The sequence below is a fragment of the Pantoea sp. CS_6 genome, from assembly GCF_041954745.1.
Taxonomy (GTDB): Bacteria; Pseudomonadota; Gammaproteobacteria; order Enterobacterales; family Enterobacteriaceae; genus Pantoea; species Pantoea stewartii.
This window is the reverse complement of sequence record NZ_JAVAYG010000014.1, coordinates 14,071-39,189: the sequence shown is the minus strand read 5'-3', so window position 1 is coordinate 39,189 and position 25,119 is coordinate 14,071. Positions and strand designations below refer to the sequence as shown.

Sequence of the window (25,119 nt, the reverse complement as noted above, 5' to 3'; positions counted from 1 at the left end):
ACAGGATACAGGTTATGACAACACGTTTTCCCGGCCCACTCATGCTGGACGTTGAGCGTTTCGAGCTGGATGCCGAAGAGCGCGACATACTGCGCCATCCGCTGGTGGGTGGCGTGATTCTTTTTGCCCGCAATTACCACGATCCGGCGCAACTGGCCGAGCTGGTCCGTCAGATCCGCGCCGCGTCGCACACTCGTCTGGTTGTGGCCGTCGATCAGGAAGGTGGTCGGGTACAGCGTTTTCGTGACGGCTTCACCACACTACCGGCGATGCAGTCATTTGCTGCGCTCCACGATATGAGCACGGCAGGGGAGTTGGCCCAGCAGGCAGGCTGGCAGATGGCCGCCGAAATGATAGCGATGGATATCGATATCAGCTTTGCGCCGGTGCTGGATATCGGCCACATCAGTGCGGCCATTGGCGACCGGTCATTTCACGCGGATCCGCAGATCGCTCTCGCGATAGCGCGCCGCTTTATTGCCGGTATGCATGAGGCGGGAATGAAGACGACCGGTAAGCATTTCCCCGGTCATGGTGCGGTCAGCGCAGATTCCCATAAAGAAACCCCGCGCGACAATCGCCGTGAAGCCGAGGTGCGCGAGCACGATATGGCCATTTTCCGTACGCTGATTCATGAACAGGCGCTGGATGCCATTATGCCTGCCCATGTGATCTACAGCGAAGCGGACCCGCTTCCTGCCAGCGGATCACCCTACTGGCTGAAAACGGTGTTACGCCAGGAACTGGGCTTTAAGGGCGTGATTTTCTCTGACGATCTCTCCATGGAAGGTGCCGCCGTGATGGGCAGCTATGCGGAGCGTGCGCAGCAGTCACTGTCTGCCGGTTGTGACATGGTTCTGGTTTGTAACGATCGCAAGGGCGCCGTCAGTGTCATAGATAATTTGACCCTGATCGAAGCGGAGCCTGTCATGCAGTTGTATCATCGTGGAACCCTGAGCCGGGAGAGCCTGAAAGCGAGTCGCCGCTGGAAAGACAATGCGCAGCAGCTCAGTGCGCTACAGGCGCGCTGGCTGGCACATAAAGCCGCGTTATAGCCATCAGGTTGCCCGGCGCGACAGCCATAGAGGATAAACATGATTATTTATCTGCACGGTTTTGACGCGACGAGCCCGGGCAACCACGAAAAAGTGTTGCAACTGCAGTTTATCGATCCTGATGTCAGACTCATCAGTTACAGCACCCGTCATCCTAAACACGACATGCAATTTCTGCTGAAAGAAACGGATAAAATGCTGGGCCTCAGTGATGATCCCCGTCCGCTGATCTGCGGGGTCGGCTTAGGAGGCTACTGGTCCGAGCGTATTGGTTTTTTATGCGGTATCCGTCAGGTCCTGTTTAACCCCAACCTCTTTCCCTTCGAGACCATGGAAGGCAGGATTGATCGTCCTGAAGAGTACCTGGATATAGCCACCAAGTGCGTCAGCGATTTTCGCGAGCGTAATCGTGACCGCTGCCTGACCATTTTAGCGCGTCATGATGAGGCGCTTGACAGCCAGCGCACCGCGACGCTGCTCCAGCCTTATTACCCCCTTATCTGGGACGAAAGCGAAAGCCATAAGTTCAGGAATCTCTCGCCCCATCTCCAGCGAATCAACGCCTTCAAAACCACCGTTTAACACAACGCGGCAACCGCACGATGCCGGGCTCTATGCCAGGAACAGTCTGCTAAATTTGATGTACATCAATTTTCTGAGGCCCATCCGGGGCCGTCATGGTATTCTGCCTTCAGATAGCGATGTTATGTCGCCAACCCTATGTTTATTAAGGTTTAATTTAACCATTGATTAACTTTTGGTTCACAATTTGAGGGGGTCCTTGTTGACTGCATCTGTTAAGAAAATTGTTATTGTTGGCGGCGGTGCCGGCGGGCTGGAAATGGCCACGCAACTGGGCCACAAGCTGGGGCGTAAAAAGAAAGCCGAGATTATTCTGGTCGATCGCAACCACAGTCACTTGTGGAAGCCGCTGCTGCATGAAGTCGCTACCGGATCGATGGATGAAGGGATTGATGCGCTGAGTTATCTGGCGCATGCCCGTAATCACGGTTTCCAGTTCCAGCTGGGTTCGCTCACTAACATCAACCGCGAAAAGAAAGTGATTCAGCTGGCCGAAGTGGTCAATGCGCAGGGGGACGTATTAGTGCCCGAGCGCGAACTGGCCTACGACACGCTGGTGATGGCGCTGGGCAGTACCTCAAACGACTTTGGGACGCCGGGCGTCAAAGATCACTGCATTTTTCTCGATAACCCGCAACAGGCTCGCCGTTTCCATAACGAAATGCTCAACCTGTTCCTGAAATTCTCGGCCAGTGAAGGGGCGCTGGAGAAGGTCAATATCGCCATCGTCGGGGGCGGAGCAACAGGCGTTGAGCTGTCGGCGGAGCTGCATAATGCCGTGAAGCAACTGCACAGCTATGGCTATAAGGCGCTCGACAGCGAAGCGCTGAACGTAACGCTGGTGGAAGCGGGCGAACGTATCCTGCCAGCCTTACCACCGCGTATTTCGGCGGCGGCCCATCAGGAACTGTCAAAGCTGGGTGTTCGCGTGCTGACACAAACAATGGTCACCAGCGCAGATAAGCAGGGCCTGCACACGAAGAGCGGCGAATTTATCGAAGCCGATTTAATGGTCTGGGCTGCGGGCATCAAAGCGCCTGATTTTATGAAAGGCATCGGTGGACTGGAAACGAATCGCATTAATCAGCTGGTGGTCAAAGACACGCTGCAAACCACGCTGGATGAGGATATCTACGCTATCGGCGACTGTGCCTCCTGTGCCTTGCCGGGTGGCGGATTCGTGCCACCGCGTGCGCAGTCAGCTCATCAGATGGCGTCCTGTGCGCTGGATAACATCCTGCTGCAGTACCGGGGCAAGCCGTTGAAAGCCTACGTCTATAAAGACCACGGCTCGCTGGTGTCGCTGTCGCGCTTTAGTACGGTGGGAAGCCTGATGGGCAACCTGATGCGCGGCTCTATGATGATTGAAGGGCGCATCGCCCGTGTTGTCTATATCTCCCTGTACCGCATGCATCAGGTCGCCCTGCATGGCTATATCAAAACTGGCCTGATGATGGTGGTGGGGAGCCTGAACCGGGTGATTCGCCCCCGGCTGAAACTGCACTAAGAGTACGGGGCGGATTCGTCTGACTTCGCCACCGGTGCTGTTCCGGTGGCGAAACCCGCGCACGATTTTACGCTGTCATTTCTGTTCAGAACTCTCCGAAAACGTGGTAGTACCACTGTTGGCGCGATTTTCTTCCCAAATTCCGATATTGCAAAAGCTTTACATCTGTAAAACTTATCTCAACCAAACGGCGAGTCGCGCACGCCGGTTCTGCCAGTGCTGTGAGGGATATCCAGCGGCAGGAATGCGCGGTAACACTTTCAGGAGGAACTTCCTGTGAATAAATCAATGTTAGCGGGTATCGGTATTGGCGTGGCAGCGGCACTGGGTGTTGCCGCCGTAGCAAGCATTAACGTGTTTGACCGCGGTCCTCAATACGCACAGGTGCTGTCAGCAACACCAATAAAAGAATCTATCAAACAACCGCGTCAGGAATGTCGTAACGTGACGCTGACGCATCGTCGTCCGGTTCAGGATGAAAACCGTATCGCCGGTTCAGTACTGGGTGCGGTAGCGGGCGGTGTGCTGGGTCATCAGTTTGGCGGCGGTCGCGGACGCGATGTCGCAACGGTAGCCGGTGCGCTGGCAGGCGGTTATGCCGGTAACCAGGTTCAGGGCGGCCTGCAGGATCGTGATACCTATACGACGTCTGAACAGCGTTGCAGAACCGTATACGACAAACAAGAAAAGATGCTGGGTTATGACGTAACCTATAAGATCGGCGACCAGCAGGGTAAAATCCGTATGGAAAACGATCCGGGTACGCGTATTCCGGTTGACCGTAACGGACAATTGATCCTGAACGGCGACAAGGCTTAAGGGCAAAGCTTGCCGCACTGCGGTCACACAGCACACATAACAAAAATGATAAGCGCATCTCCGGATGCGCTTTTTTTTGCTTATCCGAACGCTAAAGCGCGCAACCGAACGATAGCCTCTTCCAGGCTGCTCGCCGTGCGTGGCTGACCTTATGCATCAGATCCCCGCTGCCCGGTAAATATGGCTGCGTTAAAGCGGCGGCGTCAGGCTGACATTTTCATTCACGCGATTCACAGACAGTCACGTCAGGACAGTTTTTGTAACACATTACTTGCTGGATTTTTACATATTTAGAACAAAGTGCACAGTCAGGGAAAGAGCATTACGCTTAATTACTCTTTCTTATCAAATGCATTGAGAAAGCAGGCTAACCGTTGATAACAAAACCGGTTTGCTTCGGTGCAAAAGTAAAAGGGAACAGTTCAATGCGTGATAACACCTCAGTCGAGCACAGCACGGTGCGCAAGATGGCATGGCGGCTGATGCCGCTGTTTACGGTAGGCTATTTTCTGGCGTCCCTGGACCGCGTCAACGTCGGCTTTGCGGCATTACAAATGAATGGCGACATCGGCTTATCCGCTGCCGCATACGGCCTGGGTGCAGGGCTGTTTTTCTTTGCCTACTGCCTTTTCGCCGTGCCCTGCAATATGGTAATGACAAAAGTGGGCGCAACCCGCTGGCTGTCTGCCGTCATGATTGCATGGGGATTGCTGGCGGCGGGCATGTCAATGGCGCAGGGCCCGGTATCTTTTTATCTTCTCCGGTTTTTACTGGGGATCGCGGAAGCCGGCTTTTTCCCAGGCGTCATTTATTACTTTACGCTTTGTTTTCCCAAACGTTATCGTGGACAAATGGTGGCCATCCTGATGATGGCGCTGCCGGTGTCCAGCGTGCTGGGTTCACCGCTGTCCGCCGCACTGCTTAATTTCGATGGCCTGATGAACCTGCGTGGCTGGCATTGGTTATTTATCCTTGAAGGTGCGCCGGCTGTCGCGCTGGGCTTCCTGACTTTTCTGATGTTGCCGAGGCAGCCTCTGGAGGCTAAATGGCTGAGCCCGCAGGAAAGCAGCTGGTTACGCCATACGATGGCGGAAGAGCAGAAAAGTACCGCCCCGACAACCCCGCGCGTCAGCCTGTTCGCCACGTTGTTCAGTCCGCGCGTGCTGCTGCTGACGCTTATTTATCTGGGCGGAACCGCCGTTACCAATGGTCTGGCATTATGGCAACCTCAAATCATTAAAACCTTTAACCTGAGCGTTATTCAGATTGGCTTAGTCAATGCCATTCCGTTCGCGGTGGCGAGCCTGATGATGTATCTGTGGGGACGTCACTCTGACCAGACAGGCGAGCGTCGTCTGCACACCGCTTTTCCGTTATTGCTGGGAGCGACCGGTCTTGCGGCCAGCATGTATGTTACTCATCTCTGGCCGATGCTGATGGTGCTTTGCCTGACCATTACCGCAGCGTCGATGATTAAGGGCCCGTTCTGGGCGATGGCAACCGAGATGATCCCCGCCAGCGCGGCGGCTGTGGTCATCGGGCAAATCAATGCCCTTAATAATCTGGGTGTGTTTGTGGGCACCTGGCTAATTGGCTTAATTCGCACCAGCACGGGGAGTTTTACCTATGCGCTGACGCCCCTGATGCTGGTCACGTCCTGTGCCTGCCTTGGCGCGCTGTTGATTGGCCGACGTCAGTCACCGTGTGATCCGCATAAAAAGCCTGTCTGACACCACGGCATGAATGCACGCTCCTGATGAAAAGCGTGGCAGCGGAAACAGGCGCATGATACGCACTTCTCAGCCAACCATAAAAAAAGCCGCCGTAAGGCGGCTTGTCAGCACAATGAAGCAAAACGATAAGCGCGGTTAAGACGCGACCTGATTTTCCAGTAACTGGTTCATAAATGACTGCACCCAGTCCATGCGCACCTTTCGTTCCGTCAGCTCACGGGTAAAGCGTAACCGTGTCGGACCTTCCAGTTTCCACTGCTTTGCATCTTTCTGCAGCAGACCAATGAGCCAGGCCGGATCGACACTGTTCTGCGGAGCAAAATCAAAATAACCGCCTTTGTCGCTGGCTTCAATTTTGCGCACGCCCACCGCTCGCGCTTTCATGCGCAGCACGGCGATGTCCAGCAGATTACGCGCCGGATCGGGTAACAGACCGAAGCGATCGATCATTTCCACCTTCAGCTCCTGCAACTCCTCTTCCGTTTCGGCACTGGCTACGCGTTTATACAGCGATAAACGGGTATTCACGTCCGGAATAAAGTCTTCCGGCAGCAGGGCAGGCATGCGCAGTTCCACTTCGGTCTGGTTACTGGTGAGATCTTCCAGCGAAGGCTCGCGACCGGCTTTCAATGCATCGACCGCATTTTCCAGCAGTTCCATGTACAGCGAGAAGCCCAGGGTTTCCATCTGACCACTTTGCTCTTCACCCAGCAGTTCACCGGCACCCCGAATTTCGAGATCGTGCGTAGCCAGCGCAAAGCCTGCCCCCAGATCTTCCAGGGAGGCGATGGCTTCCAGACGTTTTTGCGCGTCGGTCGTCATGGCTTTGGGATGTGGGGTCAGCAGCCAGGCATAAGCCTGATGGTGCGAACGGCCCACGCGACCGCGCAACTGATGTAGCTGTGCCAGCCCGAAGTGATCGGCCCGTTCAATAATGATGGTATTCGCCGTCGGAATATCAATGCCGGTTTCGATGATGGTGGTACATACCAGAACATTGAAACGCTGATGATGGAAGTCATTCATCACCCGTTCCAGATCGCGTTCGCGCATCTGTCCGTGACCAATGGCAATGCGCGCTTCCGGCACCAGTTCCGCCAGCCGCTGCGAGGCTTTCTCGATATTTTCGACATCGTTATACAGGTAATAGACCTGACCACCGCGCAAAATTTCACGCAAAATGGCTTCGCGAATCACTAAGTCGTCGTATTCCCGTACAAAGGTTTTTACCGCCAGACGACGCGCGGGTGGCGTGGCGATGATGGACAGGTCGCGCATCCCGCTCATGGCCATATTCAGCGTACGGGGAATCGGCGTGGCGGTCAGCGTAAGGATATCCACATCGGCGCGCATCGCCTTGATGCGCTCTTTATGACGCACGCCAAAGCGGTGTTCTTCATCGACGATCAGTAAGCCCAGATCGTGCCACTTAATGTCGCTCATCAACAGCTTGTGAGTGCCAATCAGCACATCAATTTTGCCTTCGCTGGCCTCCTGCAAAATCTGATTCTGCTCTTTGGCGCTGCGGAAGCGTGACAGCATTTCGATGCGCACCGGCCAGTTAGCGAAGCGGTCACGGAAATTATCGTAATGCTGCTGAGCCAGCAGGGTGGTGGGAACCAGCACCGCCACCTGCTTGTTGTTCTCCACCGCCAGGAAGGCCGCGCGCATGGCGACTTCGGTTTTACCAAAGCCCACATCACCGCACACCAGACGATCCATGGCCAGCGGCTGGCACATGTCACTTAACACGGCATTGATGGCCTGGGTTTGATCGGGTGTGGTTTCAAACGGAAAACTTTCGCAGAACAGTTGATACTGATCACGGTCATGTTTGAAGGCAAACCCGGCCTTGGCGGCACGCTGAGCATAGATATCCAGCAGTTCAGCGGCCACGTCGCGCACTTTCTCCGCCGCTTTCTGCCGCGCGCGCGACCAGGCATCGCTGCCCAGTTTATGCAGCGGTGCATTTTCGTCGGCACCGCCGGCATAACGACTGATAAGATGCAGGGAGGAAACCGGGACGTACAACTTGGCGTCATTGGCATAGGAGAGCATCAAATACTCTGCCTGAATGCCGCCGGCTTCAAGCGTGGTCAGGCCGATGTAGCGCCCGACGCCGTGTTCAAGGTGCACCACAGGCTGCCCCGGATGCAGTTCCGCCAGGTTGCGAATCAGGATGTCCGGATTAATGGTGCGGCGCGTATCCTGGCGGCGGCGGCTGATGCGTTCGCCCAGCAAATCGCTTTCACAGATGAAAGCCAGCTTCCCCTGCGTATCCACAAAGCCACGCTCGCTGGCACCGATCATCAGACCATACTGTGCCTCCCGGGCCTCGCGCAGATGACGAATGGGTTTCGGCCGTACTTTAATGCGCGCCAGCAACTCCTGCAGGCTTTCACGGCGGCCTTCGCTTTCAACGGAAAACACCACGTCACCGGTAAACTGTTCCAGGAACTGACGTAAATGATCCAGCGGCGCTTTCGCCTGCGCCTGAACGGACAGATCGGGCAGGGATTCATAGCCCAGGTTGGTATTGGCGGCCCGGGCCGGCAGCACCTCATGGGTCATACGGATACGCGGCCAGGCTTTGAGTTCCCCCATTAAGGCATCCGGGCGCAGCCACAGCGTGGTCGGCTCCAGCAGCGGGCGCATGGGATCGACACGGCGGTTTTCGTAACGCGCATTCGCATCCTGCCAGAAGCGCTCGGCACTGCCTTCCAGATCGCCACAGTTCACGATCAACGTGTTGTCAGGCAGATAGCTAAACAGCGACGGTAACGGCTGGTCGAAGAACAGCGGTTGCCAGTATTCAATACCGGCCGGCAGGGTGCCTTTGCTCACCTGCTGATAAATATGCTCTGCCTCACGGCGCACATCAAAGTTTTCACGCCAGCGGCTACGGAACAGTTCAATGGCTGTTTTATCGCTGGGAAATTCATGGGCCGGCAGCAAATTAATGGCGGGAACGGCTTCCAGCGTTCGCTGGCTGTCGACATCAAACAGGCGCAGGCTGTCGATCTCGTCATCAAAAAAATCAATACGGTAGGGCTGATCACTGCCCATCGGGAACAGATCGAGCAGGGCGCCGCGTGTGGCGTACTCGCCGTGCTCCATCACCTGATCGACATGGCGATAGCCGGCCTGTTCAAGCTGGTCGCGCAGGCGGTCGCGTGACAGTTTCTGGCCCTGCTGCATCACCAGCGCATGACCGTGCAGGTAGCTGTGAGGACAAACGCGCTGCATCAGCGTGTTGACCGGCATAATCAGCATGCCGCGTTGCAGCGTGGGCAACTGATACAGGGTGGACAGACGTGCCGAGATAATATCCTGGTGGGGTGAGAAGCTGTCATAAGGCAGCGTTTCCCAGTCCGCAAGGTGGGTAACAGGTAAATCGGTAAACTGACGAATCTCGTCCAGCAGACGCAGGGCGGTTTGCGTATCGGGTGTAATCATTAACACCGGACCTGCATGGCGCTCAGTGATGCTGGCACACTCAACCGCGTGCGCAGCGCCAGTCAGCTGACCGAGCAGGCGTTGGTCGCCTGATTTCACGGGCAGGGTATAGCGAGTCGGTTCGGACATGTGATCTCGAGGTTGCTCCATTTTTACCAGGGCGTCATCATTCCATAATACGCCATGGGGATCACCTCTGCGGCAGATTTTTTCTGCCGCTTCGCCTGATGCAGGCGATGCAGAAGGGTTGCTGTGTGTAAATCTTTTTTGCGAACAGGGCTCGCAGGAAAGTGAATCGGGTACATCAGAGTCACGGTCATAGCCGTCACCGCTTTACCCGAATAAGTATACCGATGTGGGGCGTGGATGATCGTACGATAAACATCATCTTTGTGGCTTAATCCTGTGCATCAAACCGTCTGCTAACCTATTCTGATACAACTTTGCAGCAGACTCAGAGGGTTAGAGGTTTCATAAAGTGCACAGCTCCTTTATCATCCTCTCTACTTATTTTCCAGCAACTGCACATTGGATACCATGTATCAACCTGTCGCGCTATTTATCGGTCTGCGCTACATGCGCGGAAGAGCAGCGGATCGTTTCGGTCGCTTTGTCTCCTGGCTCTCCACCATTGGTATCACGCTTGGCGTGCTGGCCATGATTACTGTGCTGTCTGTGATGAACGGTTTCGAGCGCGAGCTTGAGGGCAACATCCTGGGCCTGATGCCACAGGCGCTGATCACCAGCAACACGGGCAGCATCAATCCGCAGCAATTCCCTGCCTCTGCGCTCAAGCTCAACGGCGTTGACCGCATCGCGCCGCTGACCACCGGTAATGTGGTGCTGCAAAGTGCACACAACGTCTCAGTCGGGGTGATGCTGGGGATCCAGCCGGACGAAAAGGATCCCCTGACGCCTTTTCTCGTTAACACGCCGCAAAGCGTGTTACAGCCCGGTCAGTATAACGTCATCCTGGGCGAACAACTGGCCTCGCAGCTGGGCGTGAAACGGGGTGATCAGATCCGCCTGATGGTGCCGTCCGTCAGCCAGTTCACGCCCATGGGGCGCGTGCCGAGCCAGCGCCTGTTTACCGTGGCGGGCACGTATGCGGCTAACAGCGAAGTTGATGGCTATCAGATTCTGGTTAATCAGCAGGATGCGTCGCGCATTATGCGCTATCCCGCGGGCAACATCACCGGCTGGCGTCTGTGGCTGGATAAGCCGCTTGAGGTTGACAGCGTGAGCCAACAGGCTCTGCCCGCGGGCATGGTCTGGAAAGACTGGCGCGAACGCAAAGGGGATTTATTCCAGGCCGTGCGTATGGAGAAAAACATGATGGGGCTGCTGCTGAGCCTGATCATTGCCGTTGCGGCCTTCAATATCATCACCTCGCTGGGCCTGCTGATCATGGAGAAGCAGGGTGAAGTGGCCATTCTGCAAACCCAGGGATTAACCCGCCGTCAGATTGTCGCCGTTTTTATGGTGCAGGGTGCCAGTGCCGGGATTATTGGCACGTTGCTCGGGGCGCTGCTTGGCGTCCTGTTAGCCAGCCAGCTTAATAACCTGATGCCGGTCATTGGCCTGTTTTTGGACGGTGCCGCGCTGCCTGTGGATATTAATCTGTGGCAGGTGGTGACTATCGCCTTCAGCGCAATGGTGATTGCGCTGCTTTCTACGCTTTACCCTTCATGGCGCGCTGCCGCCGTACAACCCGCTGAGGCTTTACGCTATGAGTAACTCTCCTTTGTTGCAGTGCCGCGACCTGTGCAAACGCTATCAGGAAGGCAGCGTACAGACCGACGTACTGCGCAACGTGAATTTTGATGTGCAACCTGGTGAACTGATGGCGATTGTCGGCAGTTCAGGGTCAGGAAAAAGTACCCTGCTGCACCTGCTGGGCGGCCTGGATACGCCCACTGCGGGCGATGTGGTGTTTGACGGGCGTTCGCTGAACAGCATGTCTTCTTCTGATAAGGCCGAACTGCGTAACCGCGAACTGGGCTTTATCTACCAGTTTCACCACCTGCTGCCCGACTTTAGCGCGCTGGAAAACGTCGCAATGCCGCTGCTGATTGGCAAAACCGCTAAAGGCGAAGCCCAGGCACGCGCGCGGGAAATGCTGGCCGCCGTCGGGCTGGAACACCGCGCCGCCCATCGTCCGTCTGAACTGTCTGGTGGTGAGCGTCAGCGCGTGGCGATTGCCCGTGCGCTGGTGAATCGTCCCCGCCTGGTCATGGCTGATGAGCCTACCGGTAACCTGGATGCCCGCAATGCGGATGCCATTTTTGAACTGCTGGGGGAGCTGAATGTGCGTCAGGGCACGGCGTTTCTGGTGGTCACCCACGATCTGCATCTGGCAAAACGCATGACGCGTCAGATGGAAATGCGCGACGGCCAGCTCAGCGATCAGATTATCCTGGCGGGAGCGGTCTGATGGGATCGTCGCTATCACTGTTACTGGGGCTGCGTTTTAGCCGTGGCCGTCGTCGCGGCGGCATGGTGTCGCTGATCTCGGTGATTTCCACCGTGGGCATTGCACTCGGCGTTGCGGTGCTGATCATTGGCCTGAGCGCCATGAACGGCTTCGAGCGTGAGCTGAATAAACGCATTCTTGCCGTGGTCCCGCACGGTGAAATCGAAGCCGTTAATCAGCCTTTTCAGCGCTGGCAGTCATTGATCGCGCCGATTGAGCAGGTGCCTGGCATCGCGGCTGCCGCGCCCTATGTCAACTTTACCGGCCTGATTGAAAGTGGCGCGAAGATGGAAGCGTTGCAGGTGAAAGGCGTGGATCCGGCACAGGAGCCACGGCTGAGTGCCTTACCTTCTTTTGTCACCGACAATGCCTGGTCATCCTTTGCGGCAGGGAAACAACAAATCATCCTCGGTGGTGGTATCGCAAAGGCGCTCAACGTGAAGCAGGGCGACTGGATCACCATCATGATCCCGAACAACGACGGTGAGAATAAGCTCCTGCAACCCAAACGTATTCGCCTGCAGGTGAGCGGTATTTTGCAGCTGAGCGGAATGCTGGATCACAGCCTGGCTCTGGTGCCGCTGGCGGACGCGCAGCAGTATCTGGATATGGGTGACAGCGTGACCGGCATCGCGCTGAAGATGAACGATCCCTTCCAGGCGGCCAAACTGGTGCGCGCGGCGGGTGAAGTGACGCACGCTTACGTGTATATCAAAAGCTGGATTGGCACCTACGGTTATATGTACCGCGATATCCAGATGATTCGCGCCATCATGTACCTGGCCATGGTGCTGGTGATCGGCGTCGCCTGTTTCAACATTGTGTCGACACTGGTGATGGCCGTTAAAGACAAGAGCAGTGATATCGCCGTTCTGCGGACGCTGGGCGCAAAAGATGGTCTGATTCGGGCAATTTTTATCTGGTACGGCCTGCTGGCAGGCCTGCTGGGCAGCGTGAGCGGCGTGGTGGTCGGTGTACTGGTGGCGCTGAATCTGACATCGCTGATGAAAGGTCTGGAAACGCTGACCGGTCACCATTTGTTAGCCGGCGATATCTACTTCATTGACTTCCTGCCGTCTGAATTGCACTGGCTGGACGTGTTTTCAGTGCTGATTACCGCTATTGTGCTAAGCCTGCTGGCAAGTTGGTATCCCGCACGGCGCGCCAGCCGTATCGATCCGGCGCGTGTCCTGAGTGGACAGTAGTCGTACCGGACAGCGCCGTTCATGCTGCGCTGTCGGCCCTGTTCTTTGGATTGTCGGGCCAACTGGCCCAAACTTTGTTGATTGACCCGCGGACGTTTTACTCACCGCACCAGGAGACTTTATGCGTACACCTCGTCGCCGTATACGACTTGCCCGCCTGAAGAAAACACGCAGGAAAGTGCATCAGCGCTTTCGCCAGCGTATTTTCGAACGCGATCGTCAGGCCGAACTGGCGGCGCACCCGTTGCCGCGCATCGTCGTGTTAACGGGGGCAGGGATATCCGCCGAATCTGGTATCAGGACCTTTCGTGCCGCGGACGGATTATGGGAAGAGCATCGGGTTGAAGATGTCGCCACGCCAGAAGGTTTCCGACGCGATCCGGCGCTGGTGCAGCGCTTTTATAACGCGCGGCGTCAGCAGCTTCAGCAGCCCGAGATCCAGCCCAATGCCGCGCATCTGGCGCTGGCAGAACTGGAACAGGTGCTGGGCGACAACTTTTTCCTTGTTACGCAAAATATCGATAACTTGCACGAGCGCGCGGGCAACAGCCGTGTGCTGCATATGCACGGCGAATTGTTAAAAGTGCGCTGTGCCAGCAGCGGACAGGTTATCGACTGGCAGGAAGATGTCACGGAGAACGACCGGTGTACCTGCTGTCAGTTTCCCTCTGTCCTGCGCCCGCATGTCGTCTGGTTTGGCGAAATGCCGCTGGGTATGGAAGACATCTACCAGGCGCTGGAACAGGCCGATCTGTTTATCGCCATCGGCACCTCAGGCCACGTGTATCCTGCGGCGGGCTTTGTCCATGAGGCGAAGCTGCAAGGCGCGCATACGGTGGAACTGAATCTGGAGCCCAGCCAGGTGGGCAATGAGTTTGCTGAAAGTCACTACGGGCTGGCAAGTGAAGTGGTTCCCGCCTTCGTACATAAGCTGTTGCACGGGCTGCACAAATAATCTTGTGCGTGATGCCGATGCCACCGCACACCTGAAAGAAAACACTTTCAGCAGTAAGACGGTCGCGCCACACGCCGGCTTCAGGGTTCACGGCAGCCCAGCGGCGGCAGGGAGTCAGGCCGCCTGTTGATGCACGGGTTAACGGCCTGCGTGCGGTTTCCGAACGGCATGCGGCTGTTGCCTGCCTCCTCTCGTCCTCAGCCGCGTTAAATCCCGCCGCCGTATGGTTGAGCGCAGCCGGATGCTTCCCGGGGCGCATCACATCGGCATCACAAAGGTTACAGGTGCCCGAAATCGGCTGTGCGTGTTTGCCTTATTGCCATTTCTGTCTGCTGACCCAGCAGCCTGTCAGCAAAGAAAAGGGCCGCGATAGCGGGAAAAAACGCGCCCCGGTTTTGACTCTGAATCTGGCTGATGCAGGGCAGGATTGCGTTAACCGCCGCAAAAACCAGCGATTACCCGTTTTTTTATGCAGTCTGGCGTGCGGAATATGTCCCGGCAGCCTTAACCTGAACGATAATGATTTGACGCAACACGATGTCTTGCCGGTTTATCAATAATGACCGGCGGTAAATTTTAAGGATGGCATATGAAGCAACTATTAGAACGCTTTTTGCGTTATGTGGCAGTAGAGACGCAGGCAAAACCGCAGGCACGTCAGGTGCCCAGCAGCGAAGGTCAGTGGGTACTGGCCCGCCAGTTGCAGGAAGAACTGCTGGCCCTGGGTTTTGTGGATGTCAGCCTGAGCGATCACTGTTGTGTGATGGGCACGCTACCGGCCAATGTGGACTGGCCAACGCCGGTGGTGGGCTTTATTTCGCACATGGATACCTCACCGGATTTCACCGCGAAACATGTTAATCCGCAAATCATCGAAAACTACCGGGGCGGCGATATCGCGTTGGGCAATGGTGATGAAGTGCTGTCACCGGTCATGTTCCCCGTGTTGCATAAGCTTATCGGTCACACCCTGATCACCACCGATGGCAAAACCCTGCTGGGCGCGGATGATAAAGCGGGCATTGCCGAGATCATGACGGCCATGGCCAGACTGGCGGAAGGCGATATTCCGCACGGTGCCATTCGCGTTGCCTTTACCCCAGACGAAGAGATTGGGCGGGGCACGTCGCATTTCGATGTTGAAGGCTTTGCGGCTGACTGGGCCTATACCGTCGACGGCAGCGATCTGGGCGAATTTGAATACGAAAACTTCAATGCGGCCTCGGCGCTGGTGAAAGTCGTGGGCAACAATGTTCATCCCGGGTCTGCGAAAAATGTCATGGTCAATGCGCTGGAGCTGGCGACGCGTTTCAGTGCAGCGTTGCCTGCGAAAGAGAAGCCGGAATGGACAGACGGTTATGAAGGCTTCTTTCATCTGCACCAGATGAAAGGCACGGTTGAGCACGCTGAGCTGCACTACATCATTCGTGATTTTGATACCGAGGCGTTTGAACAACGCAAACGCACACTGCAGCAAATTGCGGATGAGATCAATAAAGACCTGCATCCCGGCTGTGGTATTACGGTAGAGATCAGCAACAGCTACCGCAATATGCGCGAAAAAGTCGAACCTTTCCCGCATATTATCGATCTGGCCTTGCAGGCGATGCGCGACTGCGGCATCGAACCAGTGGTGAAACCGATTCGCGGCGGTACGGACGGTTCGTCCCTGTCATGGAAAGGATTGCCCTGTCCAAACCTGTTTACCGGGGGCTATAACTACCACGGCAAGCACGAGTTTGCCTCGCTGAACATCATGGCGCAGTCCGTTGACGTCATCGTTCGCCTGGCAGAACTGGCCGGTCAGAAGAAAGGTTAAAACAACGTCTCCTCGTCCGGGCCGGGCGAGGAGACGGCGTAAACGGATGGGGACAACACTTCTCCAGCGGTTTATTCAGCGCTGAAATACCAGTAACCCGCGTTAATCAGCCCGGCAATCTGCGCCAGCACGGCCGGATCGTCAAGAGCCTCTCCCAGATCATCCAGGGTAATTTCATCGCGATGTGCCAGCACTGACATCACGCGCGGATCGGCGCATTCGACGCGCTCGCCGTTGATATAAATCGCATCGCCCAGCGTCAGGACGCGTAATCCACCCAGACGGGACAATACATCGCCCTGTTGCAGCGCATCATAGATTTCATCGGGCTGATAAGGCGGTTCCGGTGGCGCAACGTCAAGTTCGTGGCGTGATTGTGAAATAAATTCGCCCAGCCACTGCTCAAAATGTGCAGGCTGATTCACCACATCCAGCATCACCTTGCGTAAGCCTTCCACTTCTTCAGGCAAAATCAGCGACGGGCAGTCGCGCGAAGGCACATCGGGATCGGTATAACGCAGGCTGCCCAGCTCGTTGGCCAGTGCATAATCGGCGAAGCCGCTGATGAGTTCACGTCCGCTGGGCGCGCGGAACCCTACAGAGTAGTTCAGCGCATTTTCGAGGGAGTAGCCTTCATGCGGGAAACCCGGCGGAATATAGAGAATATCGCCCGGTTCCATTTCTTCATCGATAATGGCGTCAAACGGCTCGACCTGCAGCAGGTCAGGATGCGGGCAGTGCTGTTTCATCGGCACTTTTTCCCCGACGCGCCAGCGGCGGCGGCCGGTGCCCTGAATAATAAACACATCGTACTGATCGAAATGCGGACCCACGCCGCCGCCGGGCACGGAGAACGAGATCATCAGATCGTCAATGCGCCAGTCCGGCAGAAAGCGGAAAGGGCGCATCAGTGCGGCAGAGGGCTCATGCCAGTGATTGACCGCCTGAACCAGCAGTGACCAGTTGTTTTCGCCCAGGTGATCGTAGCTTTCAAATGGACCATGGCTGACCTGCCACTTTCCGTTTGGCTGGCTGACCAGCCGACTGTCGACCTCATTTTCCATGGCTAAGCCCGCCAGTTCATCCGGCGAAATGGGATCGATAAAATTCTTAAAGCCACGCTTCAGCACTACCGGGCGCTTTTGCCAGTAACGCTGAATAAAATCGGGCCAGTTGAGATCGAGCTGATAATCCATAAAGAAAGTCCGCTAAGGGCTGAAAATACCTGCAAGTATAACAGCCCGCAGCCTGAACTACTCGCGGCGATGTTCCATTTCCTGACGCTGAAATACGACTTCCATGCGCGCACCGCCTAACGGGCTGCTGGAGGCGATGACATTACCGGCGTACTGCTCAAGGATATCACGCACCACGGCCAGCCCCAGCCCCTGGCCTGGTCGCATGGTGTCGACGCGCTGTCCCCGCACGAAAATCAGGTCGCGTTTACTTTCCGGAATGCCCGGACCGTCATCATCAATATAGATGTGCAGCGCATCTTCGGTCTGATGAGCACTGACCTCAATAAATTCCAGACAGTATTTGCAGGCGTTATCCAGCACATTGCCCATCACTTCCATAAAGTCGTTCTGATCGCCAAAGAAGGTGATTTCCGGGGAAATATCCAGGGTAATTTCCACCCCTTTACGCTGATACACTTTATTCAGTGCCGAGCACAGGCTGTCCAGTAAACCCGATACCGAATGCAGATCACGCTGCAGGGGATTATGATCGGCCTGCATGCTGGCACGGTGCAGGTAATAACCGACCTGCTGAGAAATGCGGCTGATCTGCTCCAGCATCACCGGCTCGGCCTGTTCGATGGTTAACTCTTTTCCGCCGCGCAGCGAACGCAGGGTACTTTGCAGTACCGCCAGCGGTGTTTTCAGGCTGTGGGTCAGGTCGGCCAGCGTCGTGCGGTAACGCGTGTAACGTTGACGCTCGTTGGTCAGCAACAGATTGAGGTTACGCACCAGCGAACGCAGCTCCTGCGGCGGCTTATCGTCCAGATTTTCACGCTGTCCGGTTTCCAGTTCGCGTACCTGAAGCGTCAGATGCCCAATCGGCCGTAAACTCCAGTGCGCCGCCAGCCAGAGCAGCGGGACAATTAAAATCAGGTTAGCGGCCAGAACATAGCTGAACCATGACCAGACCACATCGGAGTGCTGTAGCTCTTGCGGAATGGTATCGACCACGACAATGGTCAGGGCGGGCAGGTTGGTGGTGGCATCGTAGCGGTTGACGGCAACCGAATGGGTAAACGTATCCTGATCGTCATCGTCGTTATCATCCCACGCATGAAGCTGCTGCTGTGCCGTCAGATTGTCGCCCATGGCGGCCCGGCTGGTGCTGTTGTTGGTATCAATCTCGTAGAAATCAGGTTTTAACAGCCATTCGGGTTGGATCTTCTCACGAATTTCCGGCACATCACGCTGCTGCCAGAGCAGCTTGCCGTGTTCATCATAAATAAATACCAGGGTGGGGAAATTAAGCATGGTGCGCTCGGGCTGCGCAATTGTCAGCTTATTATCTTTCCACTGTGCTAGGGTAAAAAATAAATTACTCTCGCCTCGCATCACGCGATAGGTGTTTTTATCAAAACTCACCACATAGCCAATCACGGCGACCATGCCATAAGAAAGCGAGAGAATGAGAACGATGGCTGCGGAGGCCAGTAAAAAGCGTGTCCGCAGCGAAATAGGGCGATAACGTTTAAGCCAGGACATCATCAGAGATCAAAGCGGTAACCCTGGCCGCGAACGGTAGCGATAACTTCGTCAGAATGCAGCGCGAGGATTTTTTTGCGCAGGCGGCCCATTAATACATCGATCGTGTGGCTTTCACGCAATTCTGCATCGGGATACAGCTGCAGCATTAATGAATCTTTACTCACCACTTTGCCCGCATTACGAATTAAGGTTTCCACGATGGTATATTCAAAGGCGGTCAGCTTAACCGGGCTTTCATTCACCGTCAGTTCGCGACGCGATAAATCGACCTGAAACGGCGGCATGGCAATAATTTGCGACGCATGACCACTGTTGCGGCGCATTAATGCCTGGAGGCGAGCGGCAACTTCCTCAATATGAAACGGTTTTGTGACGTAATCATCCGCACCGGCTTCCAGCGCTTCGACTTTCGCCTGCCAGCCTTCACGGGCGGTCAGCACCAGAATAGGCTGACGCACGGCATCATTGCGCCAGCGACGAATTAACGACATGCCGTCTTCACCGGGTAAGCCCAGATCGACCAACGCGATATCAGGTAAATGTTCCTGGAGAAAATAATCGGCTTCTTTGGCATCTTCAGCAGCATCAACCTGATGACCCATTTCTCGCAGTTGTACTGAAAGATGGTGGCGCAGCAGGGCATTATCTTCCACAACCAGAACACGCATAGGATTTCCTTAGCATCAGATCGAAACGAATTTAAATAAGTATAAGCGAAATGAATTAAACAGCAGGTTAACGCAGACCGGCGGGAACCGGTCTGCAGAAGGGATATTATTTCAGATCATCAACCATTTGAATCGCACGGCCAAGATAATTTGCCGGGGTCATCTGTTTTAAACGGGTTTTTTCTTCTTCAGGCAGCGCCAGGCTGTCGATAAAGGCCTGCATACCTGCGGCGTCAACACGTTTACCGCGGGTTAGCTCTTTCAGCTTCTCGTACGGTTTTTCGATGCCGTAACGGCGCATCACGGTCTGAATCGGCTCGGCCAGCACTTCCCAGTTGTGATCCAGTTCATCCAGCAGGCGCTCGCGGTTCACTTCCAGTTTTGAAATACCTTTTAAGGTGGCCTGATAGGCGATCAGCGCATAGCCTACGCCGACACCCAGGTTACGCAGCACGGTAGAATCGGTCAGATCACGCTGCCAGCGGGAAACCGGCAGTTTGCTGGCCAGATGCTGCATGACCGCGTTGGCCAGGCCCAGATTGCCTTCCGAGTTTTCAAAATCGATAGGGTTTACTTTATGCGGCATGGTCGACGAGCCGATTTCACCCGCAACGGTTTTCTGTTTGAAGTGGTTGAGTGCCACATAGCCCCAGATATCGCGATCAAAGTCGATCAGGATGGTGTTAAAGCGGGCGATACAGTCAAACAGCTCGGCAATGTAGTCGTGCGGCTCGATTTGCGTCGTATAGGGGTTCCAGGTGATGCCCAGCGAGGTAACAAACTCTTCACTCAGCTGGTGCCAGTCGGCTTCCGGGTACGCCGCAATGTGCGCGTTGTAGTTGCCCACGGCGCCGTTGATTTTGCCCAGCACTTCAATCTGCGACAGCTGACGCAGCTGACGTTCCATGCGGTAGGCTACGTTGGCCATCTCTTTACCCATGGTCGATGGCGTAGCGGGCTGGCCGTGCGTGCGAGACAGCAGGGGAATATCACGGTATTCCTGCGCCAGGCCTTTTACGGCGGCGATCAGCTGCTGCCAGTAAGGCAGAATGACATCGCGGCGTGCTGTTTCCAGCATCAACGCATGGGACAGGTTATTAATGTCTTCAGAGGTGCAGGCAAAATGAATAAATTCCGACACTGCATGCAGGGCGGGCACATCCGCCACTTTTTCTTTCAGGAAATACTCAACCGCTTTCACGTCATGGTTGGTGGTGCGCTCAATGGTTTTGATGCGTGCGGCGTCTGCTTCGCTGAAACGGGCGACGATCTCGTCAAGGAAAGCGTTTGCGTCAGCATCAAATGCAGGAACTTCCTTGATCTCTGCGGTCGCAGCCAGTTTTTGTAACCAGCGAACTTCAACCTCAACGCGGAACTTCAGCAAACCAAATTCGCTGAAAATTGCGCGCAGCGGGCTGACTTTATCGCCGTAACGACCATCGACAGGTGAGACGGCGGTCAGAGAGGATAATTCCATCAGTGCAACTCCTGATTCATTTAACGGTGTTTGCCTCACTGACTTAGTAAGTCAGTGGCAGGCGGGATAAAATCGATTTGGCTTCGCGCAGTAAACGCTGGCGCGAAAACATCAGCTGCAGTCGGCCTCCGCCAACCTGTTGCCACAACACGGCGGCACGAATGCCGGCCAGCAGCGTGGCGCGAACTTTACTCTGTAGCAGGGAATTCTGTAGCACTGCCGGCGATCCGGTTACCTGAATACGTGGGCCGAGCGGGCTAATCACATCGACATAAATGCCCGCCATGGCGCTCAGAATAGTGTCGGATTCCAACGTGTAATGCGCCAGCTGACGATCGAGCTGGCTGATACGCTGGGCCAGGGTGTTCATAGCCTGCTTGTTCGCATTGAGCTTGCGCTCCAGTACCATCAGGCTCAAGGTGTAACGGGTCAGTTCGGCACCAGCGCCCTGACGTTGCGTACTGTTCAGCACGGCCATCAGGGTTTCCAGCCCCAGGCGCAGGTTGGCTTCGTTGTTACCAAATACCGCCAGGGTCGAGGGAGGATTCAGGTCCAGTACGCTGCGCAGTGACACCGTCAGCGCCTCCGGCTGACAATGTCCCTGATTGGCTAACTGCTGCACCAGATGGGCCGTCTGGCAAATGCCCGCCAGTGCAAAGGTAATGTCCTGATAGTTTTTTGCCACGGTTACTCCTGTTTACGCGTTATTCCCACCGGTCTTATGCGGCAACCCAAGGCAAACGTTCTTCGATGATACCGCCACCCAGGCAGACTTCATCAAGGTAGAACACCGCAGACTGACCCGGCGTGACCGCAGCAACGGGCTCATCAAACCGGACTTCAATTTTATCCTCGCCGTGCGGGATAATTTCGCAGGGGATATCGGTCTGACGGTAGCGGGTTTTCACCGTACAACGCAGCGGTGTGGTTAGCGGCTGACGATCAACCCAGTGTAACTGCTGGGCAATCAGACCCACTGACATCAGTCGGGGATGGTCGCCGCCCTGCGCCACGATCAGGCGGTTGCGCGCCACGTCTTTATCAACGACGTACCAGGGATCGTCTTTGCTTTCTTTAAGACCGCCAATGCCCAGCCCTTTACGCTGGCCGAGCGTGTGATACATCAGGCCCTGGTGCTCACCCACAACCTGTCCGTCGACGGTTTCAATTTCACCCGGCTGGGCAGGGAGGTAGCGCGCCAGGAATTCGGTAAACTTGCGTTCACCGATGAAGCAAATGCCGGTGGAGTCTTTTTTCTTCGCCGTCACCAGCTCAAGTTGTTCAGCGATGCGACGCACTTCAGGCTTTTCCAGCTCGCCGACCGGGAACAGGCTCTGCGCGATTTGCTGGTGGCTGAGTGTGTAAAGGAAATAACTCTGGTCTTTGTTACCATCCAGACCGCGCAGCAGGAGGCTGCGGCCATCGATATCCTGACGGCGGACATAGTGCCCGGTGGCGATGAAGTCTGCACCCAGATCCTCTGCGGCAAACTCCAGAAACGCCTTGAATTTGATTTCTTTATTACACAGGATATCGGGATTGGGAGTGCGGCCCGCTTTGTACTCTTCCAGGAAGTGTTCAAAGACATTGTCCCAGTACTCTGCCGCAAAGTTCACTTTGTGCAGTTTAATACCTAACTTGTCGCACACGGCTTGCGCATCCGCCAGATCGTCAGCGGCGGTACAGTATTCCTCGCCATCGTCTTCCTCCCAGTTCTTCATGAACAGGCCTTCAACCTGATAGCCCTGCTGTTGCAGTAACCAGGCGGAAACGGAAGAATCGACGCCGCCGGACATTCCGACGATCACTTTTTTCTGGCAGTTATCAGACATCACAAGCTCGCAAAACAGTAAAACAGGCGGCGCATTCTATCACGCTGAACGCGGGTGCGCACCTTCATGAAACGGCCAGTTGAACGGGCTGATCAGGTCGAGCGGATAGCGTACGCCCTGTTGCCAGCGGCGTACGCTTTCGGCAACCAGGGGCGAACGCAGGTTAGAGGCCGACAGAATCTGCTCTGGCGCGACCCACCAGCAGCAATCAATGTCGCTGTCCTGCGGAGCCGTTGGCTGGATATCGTCCAGATCCACGCCAAACAGAAACCGCACAAAAGGCGTATTATCTGGGGCGATCCACTGGTTTATGCCGATAAAATACTGCATTTCGGCCCGAATGCCGGTCTCTTCAAACAATTCCCGTGATGCGGCTTCATGCAGCGTTTCATCGGCTTCAAGATGACCGGCAGGCTGGTTCCAGGTGGCGATGCCGTTGACGCGTTCTTCAACGACCAGTAATGCACCCCGAGCCTGCACCAGGCACGCGACGGTGACATGCGGTTTAAACATCGATCCTCCTGAATTGTTAACTTAAAGTTATGGAAATGATAATGGCAGTCAATCTTGTGCGCTGATATCGCGCCAGGCACCCGGGGCCAAATCGCCCAGCGTAAACTCGCCCATGGCATAGCGCACCAGACGCAGGGTTGGAAAGCCAATATGGGCCGTCATACGTCTGACCTGACGGTTGCGTCCTTCAAAAAGTGTTATTTTCAGCCACTGTGTTGGAATGGCTTTGCGTTCGCGAATCGGCGGCTGGCGCGGCCACAACCAGTCGGGCTCAGCCACTTTTTCGACGCCAGCCGGTAACGTCGGGCCATCTTTCAGATTAACGCCATCGCGCAAAGGTTGTAGATCGGTTTCCTCAGGCGCGCCTTCCACCTGCACATAGTAAATCTTGCCGGTGCGCTTGCCGGGCTGCGTCAGCGCCGCCTGTAGCGGGCCATCGTTAGTCAGGACCATCAGTCCTTCGCTGTCGCGATCGAGTCGGCCCGCCGCGTATACGTCACTCACGTCGATAAAATCTTTGAGGGTGCGGCGGCCGGCTTCATCGGTAAATTGCGGCAGAACATCGAAGGGTTTGTTGAACAGAAGCACGCGGCGGACGGCAGGCGGCGAGGACGCCTTGCGATGCACGGGACGTGTTTGTCGGCTGAATCGTTTATTTGGATGAGAAGTCTGATTAGTTTTTCGCATACGCTTTGCAGTCTGGAACATTCAGCGCATTATAACGCGAAATTGCGGTGATTGGCGTGGCGTGAATATTCAAGTAGTATTGACGCGCATCTTACAAATCATTAACAAAAAATCGCTCGAAGGAGAGGTTAATGGAAAGCAAAGTAGTTGTTCCGGCGGAAGGTCAGAAAATCACCCTGAATCAAGGTAAACTGGTTGTCCCAAATAACCCGGTTATCCCTTACATCGAAGGGGATGGTATCGGCGTTGATGTGTCACCAGTGATGCTGAAAGTGGTTGATGCCGCTGTGAAAAAAGCCTACAACGGCGAGCGTAAAATCTCCTGGATGGAGATTTATACCGGTGAAAAATCGGTTGAACTCTACGGTCAGGATGTCTGGCTGCCGCAAGAAACCCTCGATTTAATCAAAGAATACCGCGTAGCGATCAAAGGCCCACTGACCACGCCAGTTGGCGGTGGCATCCGTTCTCTGAACGTTGCGCTGCGTCAGGAACTGGATCTGTACGTTTGCCTGCGTCCGGTGCGCTACTACACCGGTACACCAAGCCCGGTAAAACGCCCTGAAGACACGGATATGGTGATCTTCCGCGAAAACTCCGAAGATATCTATGCCGGTATCGAATGGAAAGCGGGCACGCCAGAAGCGGATAAAGTCATCAAATTCCTGCGTGAAGAAATGGGCGTGAAGAAAATTCGCTTCCCAGAAAACTGCGGTATCGGTGTTAAACCGTGTTCGGAAGAGGGCACCAAGCGCCTGGTCCGTGCAGCAGTGGAATACACCATCACTAACGATCGTGATTCACTGACGCTGGTACACAAAGGCAACATCATGAAGTTCACCGAAGGCTCCTTCAAAGACTGGGGTTACCAGTTAGTGAAAGACGAGTTCGGCGGTGAGCTGATCGATGGCGGCCCATGGATGAAATTCAAAAATCCAAACACCGGTAAAGAGATCATCGTAAAAGACGTGATCGCCGATGCCTTCCTGCAGCAAATCCTGCTGCGTCCGGCAGAATATGACGTTATCGCCTGTATGAACCTGAACGGTGACTACATCTCTGACGCCCTGGCGGCGCAGGTGGGCGGTATCGGTATTGCACCAGGCGCAAACATCGGTGACGAATGTGCGCTGTTCGAAGCCACCCACGGTACGGCACCGAAGTACGCAGGTCAGGATAAAGTGAACCCAGGTTCCGTGATTCTGTCCGCTGAAATGATGTTGCGTCATATGGAATGGTTCGAAGCCGCAGACCTGATTGTTAAAGGCATGGAAGGCGCAATCGCTGCCAAGACCGTGACCTATGACTTCGAACGTCTGATGGATGGCGCTAAACTGCTGAAATGTTCAGAGTTTGGTGACGCGATTATCGCGAATATGTAATCCAGAATGTTGGGTTAAACGAGAACGGGAGCCGGTTGGTTCCCGTTTTTTATTGAAAGCAAGGTTGGATGAACGGCTGCATGTGGCGTTGCCGATAAAACGCCGTCCGAGGGGAACGCTGGCTTCGCCCTTCACGTTTTATGCTATATACTGCGCCCGCAGTTTTCCGCCAGTCTGCGTGACTAAGTAACATGCGCTTCTTGCCTTGACCACACGGAAAAGGGGCCGGG

20 protein-coding genes are annotated in these 25,119 nt (G+C 55.3%); 11 read left to right on the top strand and 9 right to left on the bottom strand.

What is annotated here, in order from left to right; genetic code table 11:
- Nucleotides 1-14: 14 nt before the first annotated feature.
- The 5 genes from nagZ (at nt 15) to RAC90_RS18535 (ending at nt 5,693) form a co-directional block, all read left to right on the top strand.
- On the top strand, nt 15-1,055 hold the full coding sequence (gene nagZ / locus RAC90_RS18555) for a beta-N-acetylhexosaminidase (RefSeq protein ID WP_039341068.1): 1,041 nt from the start codon (nt 15-17) through the stop codon (nt 1,053-1,055).
- Nucleotides 1,056-1,094: 39 nt separating this feature from the next.
- Entirely contained in the window at nt 1,095-1,637 is a 543-nt protein-coding gene (gene ycfP, locus RAC90_RS18550) for an alpha/beta hydrolase YcfP (protein WP_006118847.1), read from the top strand.
- 202 nt (nt 1,638-1,839) lie between these two features.
- On the top strand, nt 1,840-3,144 hold the full coding sequence (locus RAC90_RS18545; protein ID WP_039341063.1) for an NAD(P)/FAD-dependent oxidoreductase: 1,305 nt from the start codon (nt 1,840-1,842) through the stop codon (nt 3,142-3,144).
- Between the two features lie 276 nt (nt 3,145-3,420).
- Nucleotides 3,421-3,963, top strand: coding sequence for a glycine zipper 2TM domain-containing protein (locus RAC90_RS18540; protein ID WP_033737545.1), 543 nt, complete (start codon nt 3,421-3,423; stop codon nt 3,961-3,963).
- A 425-nt stretch (nt 3,964-4,388) separates the two neighbouring features.
- Nucleotides 4,389-5,693, top strand: a complete 1,305-nt coding sequence (locus RAC90_RS18535) for an MFS transporter (RefSeq protein WP_375124638.1) — start codon at nt 4,389-4,391, stop codon at nt 5,691-5,693.
- A gap of 138 nt (nt 5,694-5,831) precedes the next feature.
- Here RAC90_RS18535 and mfd read toward each other — a convergent pair whose 3' ends face one another.
- A complete protein-coding gene (gene mfd / locus RAC90_RS18530; protein ID WP_054687919.1) occupies nt 5,832-9,281 on the bottom strand; it encodes a transcription-repair coupling factor in 3,450 nt (1,149 codons plus the stop codon).
- A gap of 408 nt (nt 9,282-9,689) precedes the next feature.
- On the opposite strand from mfd, the gene lolC reads away from it, so the two are divergent.
- The 5 genes from lolC to pepT all read left to right on the top strand — a co-directional run bounded on the left by lolC (nt 9,690) and on the right by pepT (nt 15,604).
- Entirely contained in the window at nt 9,690-10,889 is a 1,200-nt protein-coding gene (lolC, locus tag RAC90_RS18525; protein ID WP_033737765.1) for a lipoprotein-releasing ABC transporter permease subunit LolC, read from the top strand.
- Entirely contained in the window at nt 10,882-11,586 is a 705-nt protein-coding gene (lolD, locus tag RAC90_RS18520) for a lipoprotein-releasing ABC transporter ATP-binding protein LolD (protein ID WP_033737542.1), read from the top strand. Before lolC ends, lolD begins: the two co-directional genes overlap by 8 nt.
- A complete protein-coding gene (gene lolE, locus RAC90_RS18515; protein WP_033737541.1) occupies nt 11,586-12,830 on the top strand; it encodes a lipoprotein-releasing ABC transporter permease subunit LolE in 1,245 nt (414 codons plus the stop codon). The genes lolD and lolE overlap by 1 nt, the downstream gene beginning before the upstream one ends.
- A 121-nt stretch (nt 12,831-12,951) precedes the next feature.
- Nucleotides 12,952-13,785, top strand: coding sequence for a Sir2 family NAD+-dependent deacetylase (gene cobB / locus RAC90_RS18510; RefSeq protein ID WP_033737540.1), 834 nt, complete (start codon nt 12,952-12,954; stop codon nt 13,783-13,785).
- Nucleotides 13,786-14,374: 589 nt separating this feature from the next.
- Nucleotides 14,375-15,604 (top strand): peptidase T, encoded by a 1,230-nt coding sequence (gene pepT / locus RAC90_RS18505; RefSeq protein WP_039341051.1) that lies wholly within the window; start codon nt 14,375-14,377, stop codon nt 15,602-15,604.
- Between the two features lie 71 nt (nt 15,605-15,675).
- Here pepT and RAC90_RS18500 read toward each other — a convergent pair whose 3' ends face one another.
- The 8 genes from RAC90_RS18500 to rluE form a co-directional block, all read right to left on the bottom strand.
- Entirely contained in the window at nt 15,676-16,800 is a 1,125-nt protein-coding gene (locus RAC90_RS18500) for a cupin domain-containing protein (RefSeq protein ID WP_054634165.1), read from the bottom strand.
- 57 nt (nt 16,801-16,857) lie between these two features.
- The gene (gene phoQ / locus RAC90_RS18495; RefSeq protein ID WP_033737764.1) at nt 16,858-18,327 is read right to left on the bottom strand and encodes a two-component system sensor histidine kinase PhoQ; all 1,470 of its coding nucleotides are present in this window, start codon (nt 18,325-18,327) and stop codon (nt 16,858-16,860) included.
- Nucleotides 18,328-18,329: 2 nt separating this feature from the next.
- Nucleotides 18,330-18,998, bottom strand: a complete 669-nt coding sequence (gene phoP, locus RAC90_RS18490; protein WP_033737538.1) for a two-component system response regulator PhoP — start codon at nt 18,996-18,998, stop codon at nt 18,330-18,332.
- A gap of 106 nt (nt 18,999-19,104) precedes the next feature.
- Nucleotides 19,105-20,475: an adenylosuccinate lyase gene (gene purB / locus RAC90_RS18485; protein ID WP_039341046.1), complete on the bottom strand. Its 1,371-nt coding sequence runs from the start codon at nt 20,473-20,475 to the stop codon at nt 19,105-19,107.
- A 43-nt stretch (nt 20,476-20,518) separates the two neighbouring features.
- Nucleotides 20,519-21,160 carry a high frequency lysogenization protein HflD gene (gene hflD, locus RAC90_RS18480; RefSeq protein WP_054687916.1) on the bottom strand — a complete coding sequence of 214 codons (642 nt, stop codon included), beginning with the start codon at nt 21,158-21,160 and terminating at the stop codon, nt 20,519-20,521.
- Between the two features lie 34 nt (nt 21,161-21,194).
- Nucleotides 21,195-22,307, bottom strand: a complete 1,113-nt coding sequence (mnmA, locus tag RAC90_RS18475) for a tRNA 2-thiouridine(34) synthase MnmA (RefSeq protein WP_283787221.1) — start codon at nt 22,305-22,307, stop codon at nt 21,195-21,197.
- Between the two features lie 39 nt (nt 22,308-22,346).
- Complete coding sequence (locus tag RAC90_RS18470; protein WP_033737534.1) at nt 22,347-22,820, bottom strand: NUDIX domain-containing protein; 474 nt, start codon at nt 22,818-22,820, stop codon at nt 22,347-22,349.
- Nucleotides 22,821-22,868: 48 nt separating this feature from the next.
- The gene (rluE, locus tag RAC90_RS18465; RefSeq protein ID WP_054687913.1) at nt 22,869-23,528 is read right to left on the bottom strand and encodes a 23S rRNA pseudouridine(2457) synthase RluE; all 660 of its coding nucleotides are present in this window, start codon (nt 23,526-23,528) and stop codon (nt 22,869-22,871) included.
- A gap of 110 nt (nt 23,529-23,638) precedes the next feature.
- On the opposite strand from rluE, the gene icd reads away from it, so the two are divergent.
- Nucleotides 23,639-24,889: an NADP-dependent isocitrate dehydrogenase gene (gene icd / locus RAC90_RS18460; RefSeq protein WP_033737532.1), complete on the top strand. Its 1,251-nt coding sequence runs from the start codon at nt 23,639-23,641 to the stop codon at nt 24,887-24,889.
- Nucleotides 24,890-25,119: the final 230 nt, after the last annotated feature.